The organism is Streptomyces sp. NPDC091387 (assembly GCF_044756945.1).
Classification (GTDB): Bacteria; Actinomycetota; Actinomycetes; order Streptomycetales; family Streptomycetaceae; genus Streptomyces.
Window position 1 is genome coordinate 164,961 of record NZ_JBIVTZ010000005.1, and the last position, 18,360, is coordinate 183,320.

Genomic DNA, 18,360 nt, shown 5'->3' on the forward strand with positions numbered 1-18,360 from the left:
CGGGCCGACGCCGGCAGTCCGAAACCGAGCGTCGGCACCGTGACCGTCATCGCCGCCCAGCCCAGGAAGAGATGCAGGGCCGTCAGCGTGCTTCCGCCACTCGTCATACCGCGGCGCGGGGCAGGTCGAGCGAGCGGTACTCCTCGACGATCCGGTAGCCGACGCTCGTGTACAGGTTCATCGCCACCTCGTTGCCGCCCCACACGGTGAACATCAGCACCGAGTCACCGGCTGCCGACGTCGCCTGTTCACCGGCCGTCATCGCGGCCCGGCCGTACCCCTTGCCGCGGTGCCGCTCGTCGATGTGCAGCGAGTATCCGTAGGTGGCCCCCGGGAGGTGCCCGTGCTTCAACCAGCCGGTGCCGATCGGCTCGCCCTCCGCCTCAAGCACAAGGAGCGTGGTCTCGGGCGTCGCAAGGCCCTCGGGAATCAGCTTCGCGAAGTCGTCGTCGGCCTTGCGTGCGGCGCCCTCGGGGCTCTTGGCTCCCGCCCGCACGATGTCACCGGCGTAGGCGCGCTTCTCGGAGTCGAGCCACCCGGGGTACTCGGCCTGCGTCATCGGCCGTGCGGTGACTCCTTCGACCGGTTCCGGCGAGGAGCCGACGTGCCGCGCCCTCAGCTGACCGCGGACGCCGTAAGCGTCGAACAACTCGCCCGCCGGCTCCATGAGCCGTATGTCCAGCCTGCGTGCGCCGCGCTCCGCGCACCAGCGCTCGGCCCAGTCCCTGGCGGCCTCCTCGTGTCCCCGGCCGGCGTGGCGTGCGTCGACCCGGAGGTCGCAGATACGGCCCGCGGGCGGGTCGTCGCCCTCGGCCACGACCACGGCGACATGGCCCACCGGGGTCCCGTCCGCCTCGGTGATCGCGGCGACCGTCCAGTCACCGATGCCGGCGCGCATATCGCCGAGCACGCGCTCCGTCGCGGCCGCACCGAGCCCGGCCGCCGTGTACGCGGCGAACAGCCGCTGCTCGTAGTCCTGCTGCCATTCAGCGCTGTCACCAAGGATGTTGAATTCTGTCACCCGATCACACTAGCCACGTTGTCATGAACCTGAGCGGGAGTTTCTTCGGGCCGGGCCGTCGCGGGTCGGGCTCCGGGGGAGTCTGGCCTCCGCGTACCCTCGTTTTCCATGCCAGCCGCCCGCCTGCGTCACGTCGCGGTCCTCGTGCTCGACGGCGCGAAGCCGCTCGATGTCGGCATTCCCGCACAGGTCTTCACGACCCGCGCGAGCATGCCGTACGAGGTGCGGGTGTGCGGCGCGGCACCCGGCCTCGTGGCCGGCGGGGACGGGCTCTCGTACTCCGTCACCCACGGGCTCGACGCGCTCGCATGGGCCGACATCGTCTTCGTGCCCGGCTACCGGCTCCCCGACCGTGACGTTCCGCCGCAGCCCGTCCTCGACGCGCTGATCGCCGCCCACGACCGGGGCGCGCGCCTCGCCGCCATCTCGACCGGGGCCTTCGCCCTCGCCGCCACGGGTCTCCTCGACGGCCGCCGCGCCACGACCCACTGGCACTACACGAGGGCACTCGCGGCGAAGTACCCGCTGGTCCGGGTCGACGAGAACGTCCTGTTCGTCGACGAGGGCGGCGTGCTGACGTCGGCGGGCGCCGCGTCGGGCATCGACCTGTGCCTGCACGTGCTGCGCGGCGACCTCGGGGTGGCCGCGTCGAACTACGCGGCCCGGCGCCTGGTCGCCGCGCCCTACCGCAGCGGCGGCCAGGCGCAGTACGTGCCGCGCAGCGTGCCGGAACCGCTCGGCGAACGGTTCGCCGCCACCCGCGAGTGGGCGCTGCACCGGCTCGGCGAACCCCTCACCCTCGGGGCGCTCGCGCGGCACGCGGCGGTGTCGCCCCGCACGTTCTCGCGGCGCTTCGCCGAGGACACGGGGTACACCCCGATGCAGTGGGTCATGCGCGCCCGGGTCGACGTGGCCCGGGAGCTGCTGGAGCGTTCGGAGCGGGGCGTCGAGCAGATCGCCGCCGATGTCGGCCTCGGCACCGGCGCGAATCTGCGGCTGCACTTCCAGCGCATCCTCGGCACCACACCGAGCGAGTACCGGCGCACCTTCGCCCGGGGCGAATAGCCCGCGGCCGGGTGGCGGGATCCTTACGGACCATGGCGATCACGCCGCTGTCTGGCGGGTCCGGCGAGCGCGATGCTGAGGACGAGGAGAAGGGACTCTCACATGACTCGCATCGCCATCAACGGATTCGGCCGCATCGGACGCAACGTGCTGCGCGCGCTGCTCGAACGCGACAGCGACCTCGAGGTCGTCGCCGTCAACGACCTCTCGGAGCCCGCCGCTCTCGCGCGGCTGCTCGCGTTCGACACCACGGCCGGGCGGCTCGGGCGCCCGGTGAGTGTGGACGGGGACACCCTCGTCGTCGACGGCCGCCGCATCAAGGTGCTCGCCGAGCGGGAACCGGGACAGCTGCCGTGGGCCGAGCTCGGCGTCGACATCGCGCTGGAGGCGACCGGCCGCTTCACGTCCGCCAAGGCCGCCCGCGCCCACCTCGACGCGGGTGCGAAGAGGGTGCTCGTCGCCGCACCGTCGGACGGCGCGGACGTGACGCTCGCGTACGGGGTCAACAATGACGCGTACGACCCGGCCCTGCACACGGTCGTCTCGAACGCCTCGTGCACGACCAACGCGCTCGCGCCGCTGGCCGCGGTGCTCGACGAGCTCGCCGGCATCGAGCACGCCTTCATGACGACGGTGCACGCCTACACCCAGGAGCAGAACCTCCAGGACGGCCCGCACCGCGACCCCCGCCGCGCCCGCGCCGCCGGGGTCAACATCGTGCCGACGACGACCGGCGCCGCCAAGGCGATCGGCCTTGTGCTGCCGAACCTCGACGGCAAGCTGTCGGGCGACTCCATCCGCGTGCCGGTTCCGGTGGGCTCGATCGTCGAGCTCAACACCACCGTGTCCCGCGATGTGACCCGCGACGAGGTGCTGGCGGCCTACCTGGCAGCGGCGCAGGGGCCGCTGGCCGGGGTGCTCGAGTACTCGGACGACGCCCTGGTGTCGTCCGACATCACGGGCAACCCCGCCTCGTCGATCTTCGACTCGGCTCTCACCCGGGTCGACGGGCGCCACATCAAGGTGTCCGCCTGGTACGACAACGAGTGGGGCTTCTCGAACCGCGTGATCGACACGCTGACGCTCCTCGCCACGCGCTGAGCGGTCGCGGGGGCGGTCTCCACTGCCCCCGCCGACGCCCGCCGGCGGCGTGCCGCTCCCCCGGCCGCCGCAACGCCGTGTGGGTGGCCCCCCTTTCCGGTGGAACGGAAGGAGGACCACCCACACGGCGGTTTCAGTGGCCGATGTCAGGAACGGGGCTCCTGCGACTGGCCGGCGCGTTCCGCGTTCCGCTCCTTGATGCGCACCGTCTCCTTGCGGACCTCGGCCTGGGTGGCGCGCTCCTTGCGCAGCCACTCGGGGTCCTCCTGCTTCAGCGCGTCGATCTGCTCCGTGGTGAGGGCGTCCGCGACACCACCGCGCGCGAGGCCGGAGATGGAGACGCCGAGCTTGGCGGCGACCACCGGCCGGGGGTGCGGGCCGTTGAGTCGCAGTTCCTGCAGCCACTCGGGCGGATCGGACTGGAGAGCCGCCAGCTCGGTGCGCGAGACGACACCCTCCTGGAACTCGGTGGGGGTGGCTTCGAGGTACACACCCAATTTCTTCGCCGCGGTCGCGGGCTTCATTGTCTGGGTGGTCTGGTGCGACGTCATGGAGTCAAGAGTATCGAGCGTGTGCGACGCCGCTGACCACGACCGGTAACCTGGCGGGGTGACAGGCTCGGAAGCAACCCCTTCGTTCCGGCTCGCGTACGTCCCTGGGGTGACGCCCACCAAGTGGGTGCGGATCTGGAACGAACGCCTGCCCGACGTCCCCCTCTCCCTGGTCTCGGTGCCCGCCGCCGAGGCGTCCGACCTGCTGCTCGGCGGCGGCGCAGACGCGGGTTTCGTGCGGCTGCCGGTCGACCGTACGGATCTCAGCGCGATCCCCCTCTACACCGAGGCGACCGTGGTCGTGATCTCCAAGGACCACGTGGTGGCGGCGGTCGACGAGGTCTCCGTCGAGGATCTGGCCGACGAGATCGTGCTGCATCCGCTGGACGACACCCTCGGCTGGGACAGCCTGCCGGGCCTGCCCGCGATCGAGCGCCCCGCCACGACGGCGGACGCCATCGAGCTGGTGGCGGCCGGGGTGGGCGTCCTCGCCGTCCCGCAGTCGCTCGCCCGCCTGCACCACCGCAAGGACCTGACGTACCGGCCGCTCTTGGGCGCACCCGAGTCGCGCATCGCGTTGTCGTGGCCGGAGGACCGGACGACCGATCTGGTGGAGGACTTCATCGGGATCGTCCGGGGGCGGACGGTGAACAGCACCCGGGGCCGCGGTACGCCGCCGGCCGCGCAGCCGAAGCGCAAAGCCCCGGAGACCGGCGGCGCCCGGCGCAAGCCCGCGGCCGGTGCGGCGGCGGGGAAGGGCGCCCGGAGCGGTTCCGGAGGGGCGAAGGGGGCGAAGGGCGCCCGGGGCGGCACGAAGGGCGCCGCGGGCGCCAAGCGCGGAAAGCCCCGCCGGCGGCCGTAGCGGTGCGACGGCCGCGGTGGCGTGCACCGTGTGTCGACCACATGCGCCGGGCCCGTCACCCGTGAGCGGCGCTTCGTCGCGCCCGCCCGTCGGGGCCGCGCGGCCGGATGTCAGGATGGTTGTATGACGAGCAAGGTTTACTTCGACATCACCATCAATGACGAGCCCGCAGGGCGGATCGTCTTCAATCTGTACGACGACGTCGTTCCCAAGACGGCGGAGAACTTCCGCCAGCTGGCGACCGGCGAGCACGGCTTCGGCTACAAGGGTTCGTCCTTCCACCGGGTCATCCCCGAGTTCATGCTCCAGGGCGGTGACTTCACCCGTGGTGACGGCACCGGCGGCAAGAGCATCTACGGCGCGAAGTTCGACGACGAGAACTTCAAGCTGGCGCACACCAAGCCCGGACTGCTCTCCATGGCGAACAGCGGCCCGAACTCCAACGGTTCGCAGTTCTTCATCACGACCATCGTGACCTCGTGGCTGGACGGCAAGCACGTGGTGTTCGGCGAGGTCGCCGACCAGGAGAGCCTGGACCTGGTCACCAAGATCGAGGGCCTCGGCTCGCAGAGCGGCCGGACCAAGGCGAAGGTCACCATCGCCGACTCCGGGGTGCTCTGATCCCGACCCGCTGGCTGAACAGCTGACCGGACGCGCCGGCCGACGAACACCGTCGGCCGGCGCGTTCGTCGTTTCCGGGCTTCCACGGCCGGCACCGCCGCCGCCGTCCGCACTCCAGTGCACTGTCAACGGGAGGTTGACAGTGCCTCACTGTCAACTTACGGTTGACACATGACGAAGCCAGTGAGTCCCACGCATCCGGTCCGTCTCGACGACCTCATCGACGCCATCAAGAAAGTCCACCCCGACGCCCTCGACCAGCTCCAGGACGCCGTCATCGCCGCCGACCACCTCGGCGACGTGGCCGACCACCTGATCGGCCACTTCGTGGACCAGGCGCGGCGCTCCGGCGCCTCCTGGACCGAGATCGGGAAGAGCATGGGGGTGACCCGGCAGGCGGCGCAGAAGCGGTTCGTCGCCAAGGACCCCGGCGAGCCGACCACCCTCGACCCCAGCCAGGGCTTCAGCCGCTTCACCCCCCGCGCGAAGAACGTCGTGATGGCGGCGCAGAACGAGGCGCGCGCAGCGGGCAACAGCGAGATCGGGACGGAGCACCTCGTGCTCGGGCTGCTCAGCGAGCCGGAAGCGCTCGCGGCGGCGTTCATCAAGGCGCAGGGGGTGGTGCTGGACACCGTCCGCCAGGAGGCCACCGCCGCGCTCCCGGCACCCTCGGAGGAGGAGCTGCCCGAGCTCATCCCGTACAACGCCGGTGCCCGCAAGGCGCTGGAGCTCACCTTCCGCGAGGCGCTGCGGATGGGGCACAACTACATCGGGACCGAGCACATCCTGCTGGCCCTGCTGGAGCACGAGGACGGCGCGGGGCTGCTGACCGGCCTCGGCCTCGACAAGGCGACCGCGGAGACGGCCATCGCCGAGGCGCTCACGCTCATCGTCGCCGCACACGAGAAGGACTGACCGGCCCCCGGCCGGTGCGGCGGCCGCGTACCGGCCGTGCGGCGGAACGGGCCGCTCCGCCGCACGTGTCGCGGCCCCGGGTCCCGTACCCGCATCTACGTTCTCGAATTGGACACGAGGGACGCGGCGCGCCCCGGCCGGAACGGCCCGTCCCCTGCTCCGGGAGAACGCATGGCACCGCCCAGCAGCAGCACGTACGCGGCACCGGAGAAGTCGCGCGGGGGGCGGCTGCGGCGGCTGGGCGAGTGGTGCGCCCGCCACTTCGTCGTCGTGATCATCGCCTGGGTGGTCGCCCTCGGTGGGCTGCACGCCCTCCAGAGCGCGTTCGGGGGGACGTACTCCGACGACTTCAACCTGCCCGGCACCCAGTCGAACACGGGCGCCGAGTTGCTGAAGGCGCACGACCCCGCCGCGGGCGGCACCGGTGCGCAGGTGGTCCTGCACGACGCCCAGAAGCCCCTGCCGGATGTACGGAGCCAGGTCGATCAGGTGGTGGGCAACCTCCAGAAGCTGCCGCACGTACTGTCCGCCCAGAACCCGCTGCCGTCCTCGTCCTCGTCGACGTCCACCGCACTGTCCAAGGACGGCGCGACCGGTTACATCACCGTGCGGTTCGACGTGAACCCGACCTCGTTGGACGACGCCTATCTCCACCAGGTCGACACGGCGGTGAAACCACTGCGCAGCGCCGGGGTGGACGTCGAGTACGGCGGACCGCTGGGGGAGCTCGCCAGGCCCGAGACCAAGGACCTGACCAGCGAGGCCATCGGTTTCGCCGTCGCGGTGGTCGTCCTGCTCATCGGATTCGGCAGCGTCATCGCCGCCGGTGTCCCGCTGCTGACCGCGCTCATCAGCGTGATCGTCGGACTGAGCATCCTGTCGCTGGTGGCCGCGGCCACCACGTTCGCGAGTGTGTCCCCCACGCTCGCGACCATGATCGGACTGGGCGTCGGGATCGACTACGCCCTGTTCCTGATCACCCGCCACCGGCAGACCGTCATGGACGGCGGCGATCCGGTCCGGGCCGCCGGCCGGGCCGTGGCCACCAGCGGACGTGCCGTGCTCGTCTCCGGCTGCACCGTCATCGTCGCGCTGGCCGGGCTGTACGTCTCCCGGGTGAGCTTCATCGGCAAGCTGGGGGCCGCCGCCGCGGTCACCGTCGTCACCGCGGTCATCGGCGCGGTCACCCTGGTCCCCGCCCTGCTCGGCCTCATCGGCAGGCGCGTCGACCGCTACCGGGTACGGCCGCCGGTCGCGGAGGGCGGGGCCGTGCCGGGGACCCCGTCGCAGGGCGGCTGGCACCGCTACGCCCAGCGGGTGGAACGCCGGCCCTGGTGGTTCCTGCTCACCGGGCTCGTCGTGGTGGGGGTCCTGGCGATCCCGCTGTTCTCCATCCGCCTCGGGCACATCGACGACGGAGCGGATCCGACGGACTTCACCGACCGGCGCGCCTTCGACCTGATCTCCACCGGTTTCGGGCCGGGCGCCAACGGCCCGTTCACCCTGGTCGTCGATCAGCGGGCGGTGCCCGGCGCGGACCGCTCGGCGCTGGCGAGCAGTCTCCAGAAGGCGCTCACCGATGTCCCGGGCGCGGCCAGTGTGAGCCCGCTCCGGGCGACGGACGACGGAGCGCTGCTCATCGGCAACGCCGTCTCGAAGCAGGCCCCGCAGGACGCGGGCACGACCACGCTGTTCAACCACCTCAAGGACGACGTCCTGCCGAAGGGGGTGGCCGGCACCGACGCGTCCACCTATGTGACCGGAACGACCGCGGCCCAGGAGGATTTCCTCGACATCATCGTCAGCCGCCTCCCGCTCATCATCGCCGTCGTGGTCGGTCTGGCCTTCGTCATCATCCTGGTCGTGTTCCGCGGCGTCCTGGTGGCGCTGAAGGCCGCCGCCCTCAACCTGCTGTCGATCGCCGCCTCGTACGGGGTGGTGGTGGCCGTCTTCCAGTGGGGCTGGGGCGGGCCCTCGCTGGGCGTCTCCGGGAAGGTGCCCATCGAGAGCTACGTGCCGATGATGATGTTCGCGATCGTCTTCGGCCTGAGCATGGACTACGAGGTGTTCCTGATCGCCCGCGTGCACGAGGCGTGGCTGCGCACCCGGGACAGCAAGGGCGCCGTCGCACACGGGCTGGAGATCACCGCCCGGGTGATCACCTGCGCCGCGCTGATCATGGTCAGCGTGTTCGCCGCCTTCATCCTCAGCGACACCATCGTGGTCAAGATGCTGGGCCTCGGGCTGGCGGTCAGTGTGCTCGTCGACGCCACGATCGTCCGCCTGCTGCTGGTACCCGCCGTGATGACGCTGCTGGGCCGCAGCGCCTGGTGGATCCCCCGGTGGCTGGACCGGGTACTCCCCCACATCGACACCGAGGGCGAGCCGGTCCCGCCGACGCCCGCGCCCTGACCGGTTCCGTGCCGGTCAGAGCGAGGCGTACACCGCGTCGATCAGCGACGTCTTGCGCGGGTCGTCGGCGATGAGCGGGCCCATCCGGTTCATGACGTAGCCGAGGGCGATCCCGGCCTCCGGGTCGGCCAGGCCGCAGGAGCCGCCCGCGCCGTCGTGGCCGAAGGCGCGCGGGTTGGGACCGTACGAGCCGTTGGGGCCGCTCAGCCACAGGCCGAGCGCGATCTCCGTCTCCTGGGCGAACCCCGCGCCCAGCACCAGGTCGCGGCAGCCGCCCTGACCCTCGCGGACCCGTTCGGCGGCCGCCTCCGAGAGGACGCGCCGGCCGCCGAGGCTGCCTCGGCCCGCGAAGACGCCGTACAGGGCGGCGACCGCGCGGGCCGTGCCGTGGCCGTTGGCCGCGGGGATCTCGGCCGCCCGCCACTCGGCGGTGTTGGCGGCGGCCGCGCCGGTGGGCGGATTGAGCAGCGAGGCGACGGCGACCGGCTCCATCCGCGCGAAGAGCGCCGCCTGCCGGGCCAGGTCCGCCTTCGGGACGACGAGTTCGGCGGCCCGCCCCGCCTCCTTCTCGGGGAGGCCCACGGAGAAGTCGATGCCGAGCGGGCCGGTCACCTCGCGCCGGAGGAACTCCCCCGGCAGCAGCCCGCTGACCCGCCGGACCACCTCGCCGACCAGGAAGCCGTACGTGATCGCGTGATAGCCGGACCGGGTGCCGGGCTCCCACCACGGTTCGGTCGCGGCCAGCCGGGCGCAGGTCAGCTCCCAGTCGTAGAGCTCGGCCAGGGTGTGCGGCTCACGGAGCCCCGCCAGGCCCGCGCGGTGGGAGAGCAGATGCCGCACGAGAACGGCCTCCTTGCCCGCCGCCGCGAACTCGGGCCAGTACGTGGCGACCGGGGCGTCGAGGTCCAGCAGGCCGCGGTCGGCGAGGACGTGGGCGCAGAGCGCGGTCGGCCCCTTGCTCGTGGACCAGACGTTGACCAGGGTGTCCTGCTCCCAGGCGCGGGTACGGGCCCCGTCCGCCCAGCCTCCCCAGAGGTCGGCCACGGGCTGTCCGTCGACCAGGACGGTGACGGCCGCGCCCAGTTCGTCCCGCTCGCGGAAGTTCGCCTCGAACGCGTCGCGCACCGCGGCGAAGCGCGGGTCGCAGTGACCGTGGATCGGCGGCACGGTGGCCTCCCTCGCCTGGGACATGCCTGGTCGGACTCGGCTCCAGGACAACATACCGACTGGTCGGACCGTCAGGAAGACGTGGTGCGCCCCGATCCCGGGCGGACCGGGCACCGCGCCCTCAGCGGGCCCCGGTTTCGAGGCGGAGGCTCCAGCGGCGGGGCAGACCGGTCAGCGTGACGGTGGAGAGCGGGCGGACGTCGACGTTCCAGTACGTCGAGGGCGGGGCCCGCAGCGCGTACACGAGGGCGGCCCGGACGACGGACGGTTCGGCGACCGCGACGATCGACCCGTCGCAGGCGGGGCGGGTGTCCAGCCAGCCGCCTATCCGGGAGATGAACGCGAGCAGCGGTTCGCCGCCGTGCGGCGCGGACCGCGGGTCCGCGAGCCAGGCGTCCACGGCCGCCGGTTCGCGCGCCGTGACATCCGCCAGGGTGCAGCCGCGCCAGCGCCCCATGTCGCAGTCGCGCAGGGCGGGCTGGACCATCGGGGCGAAGCCGAGTGCCTGGCCGGTGGCACGGCTGCGGGCGGTCGGTGAGCAGTAGCGCAGCTCGGCCGCCCCCAGGGGGATCAGGGCCGCGGCGGCGAACTGCACCTCGTGCCAGCCGGCCTCGTCGAGCGGCCGGTCGTCGTCGAAGCGCTCACCGAGCAGCGAGGAGTTGCGCGCCGCGGCGACGAGTGAGACTCGAACACTCATGGCCGCGATCGTGGAGCCGATCGCCCCGCGGGTCAAGAGCGCGGCCGGAAGCGCTTCCGGGTCAGCCGAGCGTGAGGGACATCCACTTGGCCGGGCTGTCGAGCGGCTTGAAACCGACCTTCTCATACACGCCGTGGGCGTCCTCCGTGGCGAGCACGACCCTGCGGACACCGGCCTCGGCGAGGTGGTCGCGCGCCGCGGCGACGATCCTGGCGCCGAGTCCGTGGCCGCGGGCTGCGCGGTCGACGTACACGTCGCAGAGCCAGCCGAAGGTGGCGTGGTCGGTCACCACCCGCGCGTACGCGGCCTGTTCGCCCGACGCGAGGTCGTAGGCGCCGAAGTTGAGCGAGCCCGCGATGGCCAGATCCTGGCGCTCCCTGGTCCGGCCGAGTGCCCAATAGGCGTCGGTGGAGAGCCAGTTGTGAATCCTGGCCGCATCCAGCCGGGCCGGGTCGGACGATATCTCGTAACGCTGCTGGGGAGTTTCCGTCATGCCCGGAGTCTAGGGCCTGTATGGGGTTGTCCCGCGGAAGGAGGAGCGGGGCTGGGTGCGTGCGATCGCAAGGCGCCGAAACGCTCTTGCAGCGGAGCTACCAGGGCGTTTCGGCAACGCCGCGAGCGTGCGTGCCCAGCCCCGTGACGCCGCGGGACAACCCGATACAGGCCCTGGGACTCGCGGGGTCCGGCGAGTCGAGGACGCTCCCCCAGGCCGTGTGCAGGCGTCGCACGCCCTCGGCGATCTCGGCCGTTCCGGCAACGGCCGCGTAGCTCAACCGGACGTGGGGCGCCGGGGGTTCGGCGCAGAAGTACGGGCGTCCCGGCGCGATGGCGACCCCGGCGCGCAGGGCGGCGGAGACCATGGCGGACTCGTCGGCGCCGGGTCCGGTGCCGGGCAGGCCCACCCAGAGGCTGCCTCCGCCCGCGGGGACGTGCGGGAGCGCGAGGGCGGGCAGATCGCGGCGCAGCGCCACGGTCATCGCGGTGCGCCGGGCCCGCAGCTCGGCGGACAGGGAGCGCAGATGGCGGCTCCAGGCCGGTGTGCCGACGAGTTCGAGCGCGGCCTCCTGGAGGGGCCGGGGGACGAAGAAGCTGTCGACGACCTGGATGGCGCGCAGCCGTTCGAGCACCGGGCCGCGTGCGGCGAGGGCGCCCACCCTGAGGCTGGGCGAGGTGACCTTGGTGAGGGAGCAGACATGGACGACGACCCCGTCGGGGTCGTCGGCGGCCAGCGGTCGCGGCAGCGGTCCGGCGTCGTCGTGGACGAGCCGCCGGGCGAAGTCGTCCTCGATGACGAACGCGCCCGCCTCCCTGGCGATCCGGACGACCTCGGAGCGCCGGGCCGGGGCCAGGACCGCGCCGGTCGGGTTCTGGAACAGCGGCTGGCAGACCAGGACACGGGCGCCGGTGGCCCGGAAGGCGGCGGCGAGCAGTTCCGGCCGTACGCCGTCGGTGTCGGCCGGGACCGGCACGGGCCGCAGCCCGGTGGCCCGCGCCACGGCCAGCATGCCCGGATAGGTGGGCGATTCCACGAGGACCGGGGCGCCGGGCGGGGCGAGGGCCCGCAGCGCGGTGGCCAGGGCGCTCTGGCCGCCGGCGGTGATCAGTACATCGGCGGCGGTGAGCGCGGGCCCGATCTCGCGGGCGAACCAGGCGCGCAGTTCGGTCAGCCCCTCGGTGGGCGGGCGGCCCCAGGCGCCGGGGCGGCGGCCGGCCCGCGCGAGTGCGGCGGCGAGGGCGCGTTCGGGCTGGAGCGAGCTGTGCAGGTAGCCGCCGTTGAACTCGACGACGCCCGTGGCCGGGGCCGCCAGGGTGGCCAGGACGCCCGAGGCGTCGACCGTACGGGGCACGACCTCAAGGCCGCCGTCGCCGCTGAGCGACACCTCCTGCCATGAGGTGTCACCGGGCCGCGGTGCGTCGGCGCGCGGCTGCGCCCGGAACGCGCCGGCGCCGGGGCGGGTGGTGACGAGCCCTTCCGCGGCGAGCTGCGCGACGGCCCGCGAGACGGTGACGGGACTCGCCCGGAAGCGCTCCACCAGGGCGCGGCTGGACGGCAGCTTCTCACCCGGCGAGTAGCGGTTCAGTTCGTCCCGGAGACAACCCGCCAGATCGGCCACACTGCTACGCTCATGCATGAAAGCAGAGGATAGCGCTACTCTCCGCAGCACGATAGCGGTCACCGCCACAGCGGACGGCCCTGCCCGCCCCCCGGCGCCGGACGAGGCAGCCGGTGACCCCGGGTCCCGGTCGGCGGGCCGGAGCGGAACGCTGCTCGCCGGGCTCGGCGTGGTCGCTTTCTCCCTGACCTTCCCGTCGACCGCGTGGGGCCTGGAGAGCTTCGGCCCCTGGTCCCTGGTGGCGCTGCGCAGCCTGCTGGCCGCCGTGATCGCGGGCAGCGTGCTCCTCGCGACCCGGGTACGGGTTCCCCAGCGCCGGCACTGGGCCGGGCTGGCCGTCGTGGCGGGCGGTGTGGTGGTGGGGTTCCCGCTGCTGACCACGCTGGCGCTGCGGACCTCGACGACCTCGCACGCGGCCGTGGTGGTGGGGCTGCTGCCGCTGACCACGGCGGTGTTCGCCTCCGTGCGCACCGGATCGCGCCCGTCCCGCACGTTCTGGATCGCGGCGGTCACCGGCGCGGGGGTGGTGATCGCCTTCACCGTGCTGCAGAGCGGCGGCGCGCTCTCCGCCGGGGATCTCTACCTGTTCGGCGCCCTGCTGGTGTGCGCGGCGGGGTACACCGAGGGCGGCAGGCTGGCGAAGGTGATGCCGGGCTGGCAGGTGATCGGCTGGGCGCTGATCCTCACCCTGCCGCTCGCCGTGGCGGGCACCGCGCTCGCGCTGCCGTACGAGCCGGTGCGGCTGACCGCGCACGGAGTGATCGGCCTGGTCTGGGTCGCGGCGTGCTCGACCTTCTTCGGGCTCTACGTCTGGTACCGGGGCATGGCGGAGATCGGGGTGGCGCGGGCCAGCCAGCTCCAGCTCGCGCAGCCGCTGCTGACGCTGGTCTGGTCGTACTTCCTGCTCGGCGAGAAGGTCTCGGCGGCCGCACCGGTGGCGGCGGTGGCGGTGCTCCTCTGCATCGCGGCGACCCAGCGCGCGGGCGGCGCCGGGCGCGGCCGGTGACCGGGCGGGCCGCACCACCCCTCCGGACCGCCCGTCCGGGAATTCCCGCACCGGGCGAAGCCGCCGTCCGGACATAGACTTGTCGACATGGACCGCCACCCCGTGAGGAGGTCACACCCGATGGAGGCACACACGGGCGACCGGCTGGTGACGCACGGCAGGACCGTGGGGCAGCAGGACCGGGTCGCAGAGATCGTCGAGGTGCTCGGGGACGGGGGCGCTCCCCCGTACCGCGTCCGCTTCGACGACGGACATGAACATCTCCTGGCTCCCGGCCCCGACAGCGTCGTCCGGCACGACGCCGCCCCCGGTACGGTCCCAGGACCGTAGAGGCCCCGGGACCGTACAGACCGCGGCCGGTCAGCCGGGCGGGCGCACCCGCGACCGGTAGTGGTCGGCCACCACCCGCGCCATCGCGCCGATCCGGTCCGCGACCACGACCTTCCCGGAGAAGTAGACGTGGCCGCGGGCCTGGTCGTACCCGGCGGCGAGGTCGATGTGGCGGGAGAGTTCCGCCGGGTCCTGCCAGGCCGCTGGCTGGGCCGGATCACCGGCCTTGTAGAGCGCCTCACCGATGAAGAGGTCGACGCCCGTGCCCCGTACCACCTCGTTCCACCAGGGCAGCAGGACGGCGTAGTCGGCGGCGGCGTAGCCGATGTTCCAGTAGAGCTGCGGGCAGATGTAGTCGATCCAGCCCTTCTTGATCCAGCCGCGGGTGTCGGCGTACAGATCGTCGTAGGTCTCCACCCCCGCCGCGCTCTTCGAGCCGAGCGGGTCGGTGGAGGCGTTGCGCCACACCCCGAACGGGCTGATGCCGAACCGGACCGCCGGCTTGACCGCCTTGATCCGCTGGGCGGTCTCCTGCACCAGCTTGTCGATGTTGGCGCGCCGCCAGGCCGCCTTGCTCGCGAAGCCCGCACCGTACTTCTCGTACGCGGCGCCGTCCGCGAAGGACTGCCCGGCCACCGGGTACGGGTAGAAGTAGTCGTCCCAGTGGACCGCGTCGATGTCGTAGCGGCGGACCGCGTCGAGCATCGCGTCCTGGACGAAGCCGCGGACCTCGGGAAGGCCCGGGTTGTAGTACAGCTTCCCGCCGTACGGCAGGGCCCAGCCGGGGTGCAGCCTCGCGGGGTGGGTGGCGGCCAGCCGGGACCGGTCGGTGTGGTTCGCGACCCGGTACGGGTTGAACCAGGCGTGCAGCTCCAGGCCGCGGCTGTGCGCCTCCCGCACCGCCGTGCCCAGCGGGTCCCAGCCCGGGTCCTTGCCCTGGACGCCCGTGAGGCACGCGGCCCACGGCTCGTACTGGGAAGGCCACAGCGCGTCGGCGGACGGGCGGACCTGGAGGATCACCGCGTTCAGCCGGCGGTCGACGGCCTCGTCGAGGTACGCGATCAGCTCGGACCGCTGCGCGGCGGCGGACAGTCCCGGTTTCGAGGGCCAGTCGAGGTTGCCGACCGTCCCCACCCACATGCCTCTGAGCTCCCGCCGCAGCGCGTCACGGGGTCTCCCCACCCGGTCCGCGCGCCCCGCGTCCGGCCCGGACCCGGCGGCCTCACCGGGCACGGCGGCCGAGGCCACCGCCGCCACCGCCGTCCCGGCCGTACCGGCCACAAAGCCCCTCCTGGCGATTTGCCGCATTTCTTCGCACCTGCCGTCTCTCTGTCCGCGCCCGGATCCCCGGAATCAGGGGCCGGGGCCGAGCATGCACGCCCCGGCCCGTGATCCCGGGGAAGGCGCGGAGTAACGTCGTGGGGTCGGGGCGGGGCCCGGAACCGAACGGAAGCCGCCGCACGGAGAACAGTGAAAGGCACGAGGTGACGGACCCCATGGCGGACATCGCACGCGTCGGAGTGGTCGGCTGCGGCCAGATGGGCGCAGGCATCGCAGAGGTGTGCGCCCGCAGCGGCCTCGACGTCAGAGTGGCCGAGACCACCGGCGAGGCGCTGGAGATCGGCCGCACCCGCCTCTACAACTCCCTCTCGAAAGCCGCGGAACGCGGCAAGATCACCGAGGAGGAGCGCGACGAGACCCTCGGCCGCCTCAGCTTCACCACCGACCTCGGTGAGTTCGCCGACCGCGATCTCGTCATCGAGGCCGTCGTGGAGAACGAGCAGGTCAAGACCGAGATCTTCCAGGTGCTGGACCAGGTGGTGACCCGGCAGGACGCGATCCTCGCCTCCAACACCTCCTCGATCCCGCTGGTGAAGCTGGCCGTCGCGACCTCGCGCCCCGACCAGGTCATCGGCATCCACTTCTTCAACCCGGCCCCGGTGCAGAAGCTCGTCGAGCTGATCCCCGCGCTGACCACCTCGGACGAGACGGTCAAGCGTGCGGAGGCCGTGGTGCAGGACATACTCGGCAAGCACCCGATCCGCGCCCAGGACCGGTCCGGCTTCGTCGTCAACGCGCTGCTGATTCCCTACCTGCTCTCCGCGATCCGGATGTTCGAGTCGGGCATCGCCAGCCGCGAGGACATCGACAACGGCATGGAGATGGGCTGCGCCCACCCGATGGGCCCGCTCAAGCTCGCCGACCTGATCGGCCTGGACACCGTGGCCTCGGTCGCGGACTCCATGTACGCCGAGTACAAGGAGCCGCTGTACGCCGCTCCCCCGCTGCTCCAGCGGATGGTCGACGCGGGCCGTCTCGGCCGCAAGACGGGCTCGGGCTTCTACCCGTACGCCTGACCGCCCGTCCGCGGGCCCGGCGCTCACGGCGCCGGGCCCGCCGGTGCACGTTTCCCGAGGTCAGGGATTGGTGCGGCCCCGAAGAGCCTCGTCTGCCACTGCCGACCCGACGCCATGCCGGAGCGCTATGGAGCGACGGCGCGGATGCGCGGGCCCGATGCCCTGGGCCTTTCAGCGCTGTCGCAGCCTTCCGTGCTTGTACTGCGAAAACTCCCTCGGATGTCCCTCCGACAGAGCTGAAAGTCCCTGAAAAGTCCCTGGCAACTGCGACCCGGGACCTACGCGTTACGAGACGGAGAGCGATCATGCCGGGGAATGCCCTGCCGTAGTGTCTCGTGGCATTCTTCCTGGTCAGAGCATCTGCAGCAGCTTGGCCTGTGCCACCTCGTGCCGCACCGTCCGAAGGCATCTGTCCACCGCCCGTCCACCGGTGAGGCCGATCGGCCGCTCATCCCCGTCAGACCTCGCGGCTCTCCCCGAGGACCACGCACATTGGGCCGGAGGCACTACGGCGACTGTGTCTCTCCTGCAACGCGCGGCCACCCGGCCTCCGCAGGGCCCGCCCCTCGAAACGCATCGGAGCCCTGCACCAATGGCGCCGGGCCTCCGCTGCACTGCTACACCATTCACGGGCCCTGATCCCGAGTCGGAAGGGCGTACTGCTGACGCTGCGAACCACTGGCGAGCTCTCATAGCGCCACTACGGCAGTCCGGTGGTCCGTCCTGTGTCTGCTCCGGCTTACGGACCCCACTGCCGAATCTCTCGGCGCGCGCGCCGCAACCGACGCCGTTTACCGAGGGAGGACTGGTACTGCGGACTGCGGACTGCGGTACTACTTGTAACCGCCGTCGACGGGTACGCCGGAAGGTGTCGGCGGCGGACGGGGGGCGGGCGGCGCGGGTCAGGTGGTCAATCCGCGGGGCAGGACGTGTCCTTCGTGGGCTACCCGTCGGCTGGCGGAACTCGCGGGGACGACGGCCAAGGCCGTCCGGCACTACCACGAGATCGGTCTGCTGGACGAGCCGGAACGAAAGGGCTGTTGCGGAGTCGGTCGCCGTGCACGCACTGGTCGAGTTCTACAACCGCGCGCACCTCGACGTGCTGCGACGCGTCCACAGCATCCTCGTCGAGAACGACACATCAGGGAGCGAGAGCCGCGGCGCCCAGCAGTGAGGGCGGCGCCGGGGAGTCACACGCCGCATTCATGTCGTCCGCGCAGCGTCGTACCAGCCCACAGAAACGAGGCACCTGCGGCAGTGGACCGCACGGATTACGGTTCGCTGGTGTCCAAGCAGGAGCGGTCGTGGCAACGACTCCGTCGTCCACTCGTCACACCATCAGGTGCACACTGGGATCCGCCCCCAGAGTCACGAAGCGGCGCTCTGAGAGCGGTCACCGTGGGCATCCACGTCGGACAGGAGCCCGTCGAGCCGCTTCATGACGTCCACCTGGGCTGGGTTGTAGAGATCGCTGATGGCTTTGCCGATGGTGCGGGCGGTGTGCTGTCGGCCGCGCGGGGCGTCTGAAGCGAGATCGCTGAGCCCGGGATGGCGGACCCGGAGGCCTCGAACGTATGGCACGAGACGCTCGGCGAGATTCTGGCGGGTCACCTCGTCGGCATCGGCCGGAAGCTCGTTGAGTTCCAGTGCCACCGGCTGCGGCTCCTGATGGAGCAAGTCGGCATAGGCGTCCATCCCACTGGGCCCGAGGACCGTACCGAGGACGGTGACGAAAGAGCGGTCCGGGGCAGGAAGCTCGGCGGTCTTGTCCACGGAGACGAAGCGGAGGGGAAGATCGCTCGCAGCGTGTCCGCGCAGGAGGGCGCCCACCTCCGCGCGGGCGTGTTGCAGGCGTTCGATGGTGGCGGCCAGCTCCGTGTCGAGAGCCCGCAGATCACGCGGATCGGGGCCCGAATCCGGGTCGTCGTCCATGCCCGCGATCTGGGACAGGGAGAAGCCCAGAGCGGTGAGGCGCTTGATCCGGAGGAGCCGGACGAGGTGGCTGACGCCGTACTGCTTGTAACCGTTGGAGCGACGCTCCGGCTCTTCAAGCAATCCGATGTCGTGGTAATGCCGTACGGCCCTGAGGCTGACGCCGGCCAGCTCCGCCATCTCCCGAGTGCTCCACGCCATGATCGAAT

At 72.0% G+C, this 18,360-nt stretch carries 17 protein-coding genes and 1 pseudogene; 10 read left to right on the forward strand and 8 right to left on the reverse strand.

Features of this window, described 5'->3' with window-relative positions; all coding sequences use genetic code 11:
• Nucleotides 1-103 precede the first annotated feature (103 nt).
• A complete protein-coding gene (locus ACIQM0_RS12375) occupies nucleotides 104-1,021 on the reverse strand; it encodes a GNAT family N-acetyltransferase (protein WP_401285921.1) in 918 nt (305 codons plus the stop codon).
• Between the two features lie 108 nt (nucleotides 1,022-1,129).
• Here ACIQM0_RS12375 and ACIQM0_RS12380 point away from each other — a divergent pair, with 108 nt between their 5' ends.
• Complete coding sequence (locus ACIQM0_RS12380; protein WP_401285922.1) at nucleotides 1,130-2,086, forward strand: GlxA family transcriptional regulator; 957 nt, start codon at nucleotides 1,130-1,132, stop codon at nucleotides 2,084-2,086.
• A gap of 102 nt (nucleotides 2,087-2,188) precedes the next feature.
• Nucleotides 2,189-3,187 carry a type I glyceraldehyde-3-phosphate dehydrogenase gene (gene gap / locus ACIQM0_RS12385; protein WP_363031154.1) on the forward strand — a complete coding sequence of 333 codons (999 nt, stop codon included), beginning with the start codon at nucleotides 2,189-2,191 and terminating at the stop codon, nucleotides 3,185-3,187.
• A 146-nt stretch (nucleotides 3,188-3,333) separates the two neighbouring features.
• On the opposite strand, the gene ACIQM0_RS12390 is transcribed toward gap, so the two are convergent.
• Complete coding sequence (locus ACIQM0_RS12390) at nucleotides 3,334-3,738, reverse strand: DUF5997 family protein (protein WP_401285923.1); 405 nt, start codon at nucleotides 3,736-3,738, stop codon at nucleotides 3,334-3,336.
• A 58-nt stretch (nucleotides 3,739-3,796) separates the two neighbouring features.
• On the opposite strand from ACIQM0_RS12390, the gene ACIQM0_RS12395 reads away from it, so the two are divergent.
• From ACIQM0_RS12395 to ACIQM0_RS12410, 4 genes are all read left to right on the forward strand, one after another.
• Entirely contained in the window at nucleotides 3,797-4,600 is an 804-nt protein-coding gene (locus ACIQM0_RS12395; RefSeq protein ID WP_401285924.1) for a LysR family substrate-binding domain-containing protein, read from the forward strand.
• Nucleotides 4,601-4,723: 123 nt separating this feature from the next.
• A complete protein-coding gene (locus ACIQM0_RS12400; protein ID WP_123468564.1) occupies nucleotides 4,724-5,221 on the forward strand; it encodes a peptidylprolyl isomerase in 498 nt (165 codons plus the stop codon).
• A gap of 171 nt (nucleotides 5,222-5,392) precedes the next feature.
• Nucleotides 5,393-6,136 (forward strand): Clp protease N-terminal domain-containing protein, encoded by a 744-nt coding sequence (locus ACIQM0_RS12405; RefSeq protein ID WP_363030581.1) that lies wholly within the window; start codon nucleotides 5,393-5,395, stop codon nucleotides 6,134-6,136.
• Nucleotides 6,137-6,307: 171 nt separating this feature from the next.
• Nucleotides 6,308-8,548: an MMPL family transporter gene (locus ACIQM0_RS12410; protein ID WP_401285925.1), complete on the forward strand. Its 2,241-nt coding sequence runs from the start codon at nucleotides 6,308-6,310 to the stop codon at nucleotides 8,546-8,548.
• Between the two features lie 15 nt (nucleotides 8,549-8,563).
• On the opposite strand, the gene ACIQM0_RS12415 is transcribed toward ACIQM0_RS12410, so the two are convergent.
• From ACIQM0_RS12415 to ACIQM0_RS12430, 4 genes are all read right to left on the reverse strand, one after another.
• On the reverse strand, nucleotides 8,564-9,739 hold the full coding sequence (locus ACIQM0_RS12415) for a serine hydrolase domain-containing protein (protein ID WP_401285926.1): 1,176 nt from the start codon (nucleotides 9,737-9,739) through the stop codon (nucleotides 8,564-8,566).
• Between the two features lie 97 nt (nucleotides 9,740-9,836).
• A complete protein-coding gene (locus tag ACIQM0_RS12420; protein WP_401285927.1) occupies nucleotides 9,837-10,412 on the reverse strand; it encodes a histidine phosphatase family protein in 576 nt (191 codons plus the stop codon).
• 61 nt (nucleotides 10,413-10,473) lie between these two features.
• Nucleotides 10,474-10,905 (reverse strand): GNAT family N-acetyltransferase, encoded by a 432-nt coding sequence (locus tag ACIQM0_RS12425; protein WP_401285928.1) that lies wholly within the window; start codon nucleotides 10,903-10,905, stop codon nucleotides 10,474-10,476.
• Between the two features lie 97 nt (nucleotides 10,906-11,002).
• Complete coding sequence (locus tag ACIQM0_RS12430) at nucleotides 11,003-12,544, reverse strand: PLP-dependent aminotransferase family protein (protein WP_401285929.1); 1,542 nt, start codon at nucleotides 12,542-12,544, stop codon at nucleotides 11,003-11,005.
• Here ACIQM0_RS12430 and ACIQM0_RS12435 point away from each other — a divergent pair.
• Complete coding sequence (locus ACIQM0_RS12435) at nucleotides 12,543-13,532, forward strand: DMT family transporter (RefSeq protein ID WP_401285930.1); 990 nt, start codon at nucleotides 12,543-12,545, stop codon at nucleotides 13,530-13,532. The two genes, ACIQM0_RS12430 and ACIQM0_RS12435, sit on opposite strands and share 2 nt — an antisense overlap.
• Before the next feature lie 120 nt (nucleotides 13,533-13,652).
• Nucleotides 13,653-13,862 carry a DUF1918 domain-containing protein gene (locus tag ACIQM0_RS12440; RefSeq protein ID WP_363030574.1) on the forward strand — a complete coding sequence of 70 codons (210 nt, stop codon included), beginning with the start codon at nucleotides 13,653-13,655 and terminating at the stop codon, nucleotides 13,860-13,862.
• Between the two features lie 30 nt (nucleotides 13,863-13,892).
• On the opposite strand, the gene ACIQM0_RS12445 is transcribed toward ACIQM0_RS12440, so the two are convergent.
• The gene (locus tag ACIQM0_RS12445) at nucleotides 13,893-15,170 is read right to left on the reverse strand and encodes a glycoside hydrolase family 10 protein (protein ID WP_401285931.1); all 1,278 of its coding nucleotides are present in this window, start codon (nucleotides 15,168-15,170) and stop codon (nucleotides 13,893-13,895) included.
• A 188-nt stretch (nucleotides 15,171-15,358) separates the two neighbouring features.
• Between ACIQM0_RS12445 and ACIQM0_RS12450 the strand changes: the two genes are divergently transcribed.
• Together ACIQM0_RS12450 and ACIQM0_RS12455 are read left to right on the forward strand one after the other, a co-directional pair.
• Nucleotides 15,359-16,219 carry a 3-hydroxybutyryl-CoA dehydrogenase gene (locus ACIQM0_RS12450; protein WP_385345272.1) on the forward strand — a complete coding sequence of 287 codons (861 nt, stop codon included), beginning with the start codon at nucleotides 15,359-15,361 and terminating at the stop codon, nucleotides 16,217-16,219.
• Between the two features lie 906 nt (nucleotides 16,220-17,125).
• A pseudogene (locus ACIQM0_RS12455) lies at nucleotides 17,126-17,218 on the forward strand (hypothetical protein); the annotation flags it as partial.
• Between the two features lie 369 nt (nucleotides 17,219-17,587).
• On the opposite strand, the gene ACIQM0_RS12460 reads toward ACIQM0_RS12455, so the two are convergent.
• Nucleotides 17,588-18,352 (reverse strand): MerR family transcriptional regulator, encoded by a 765-nt coding sequence (locus tag ACIQM0_RS12460; protein ID WP_401285932.1) that lies wholly within the window; start codon nucleotides 18,350-18,352, stop codon nucleotides 17,588-17,590.
• Nucleotides 18,353-18,360: the final 8 nt, after the last annotated feature.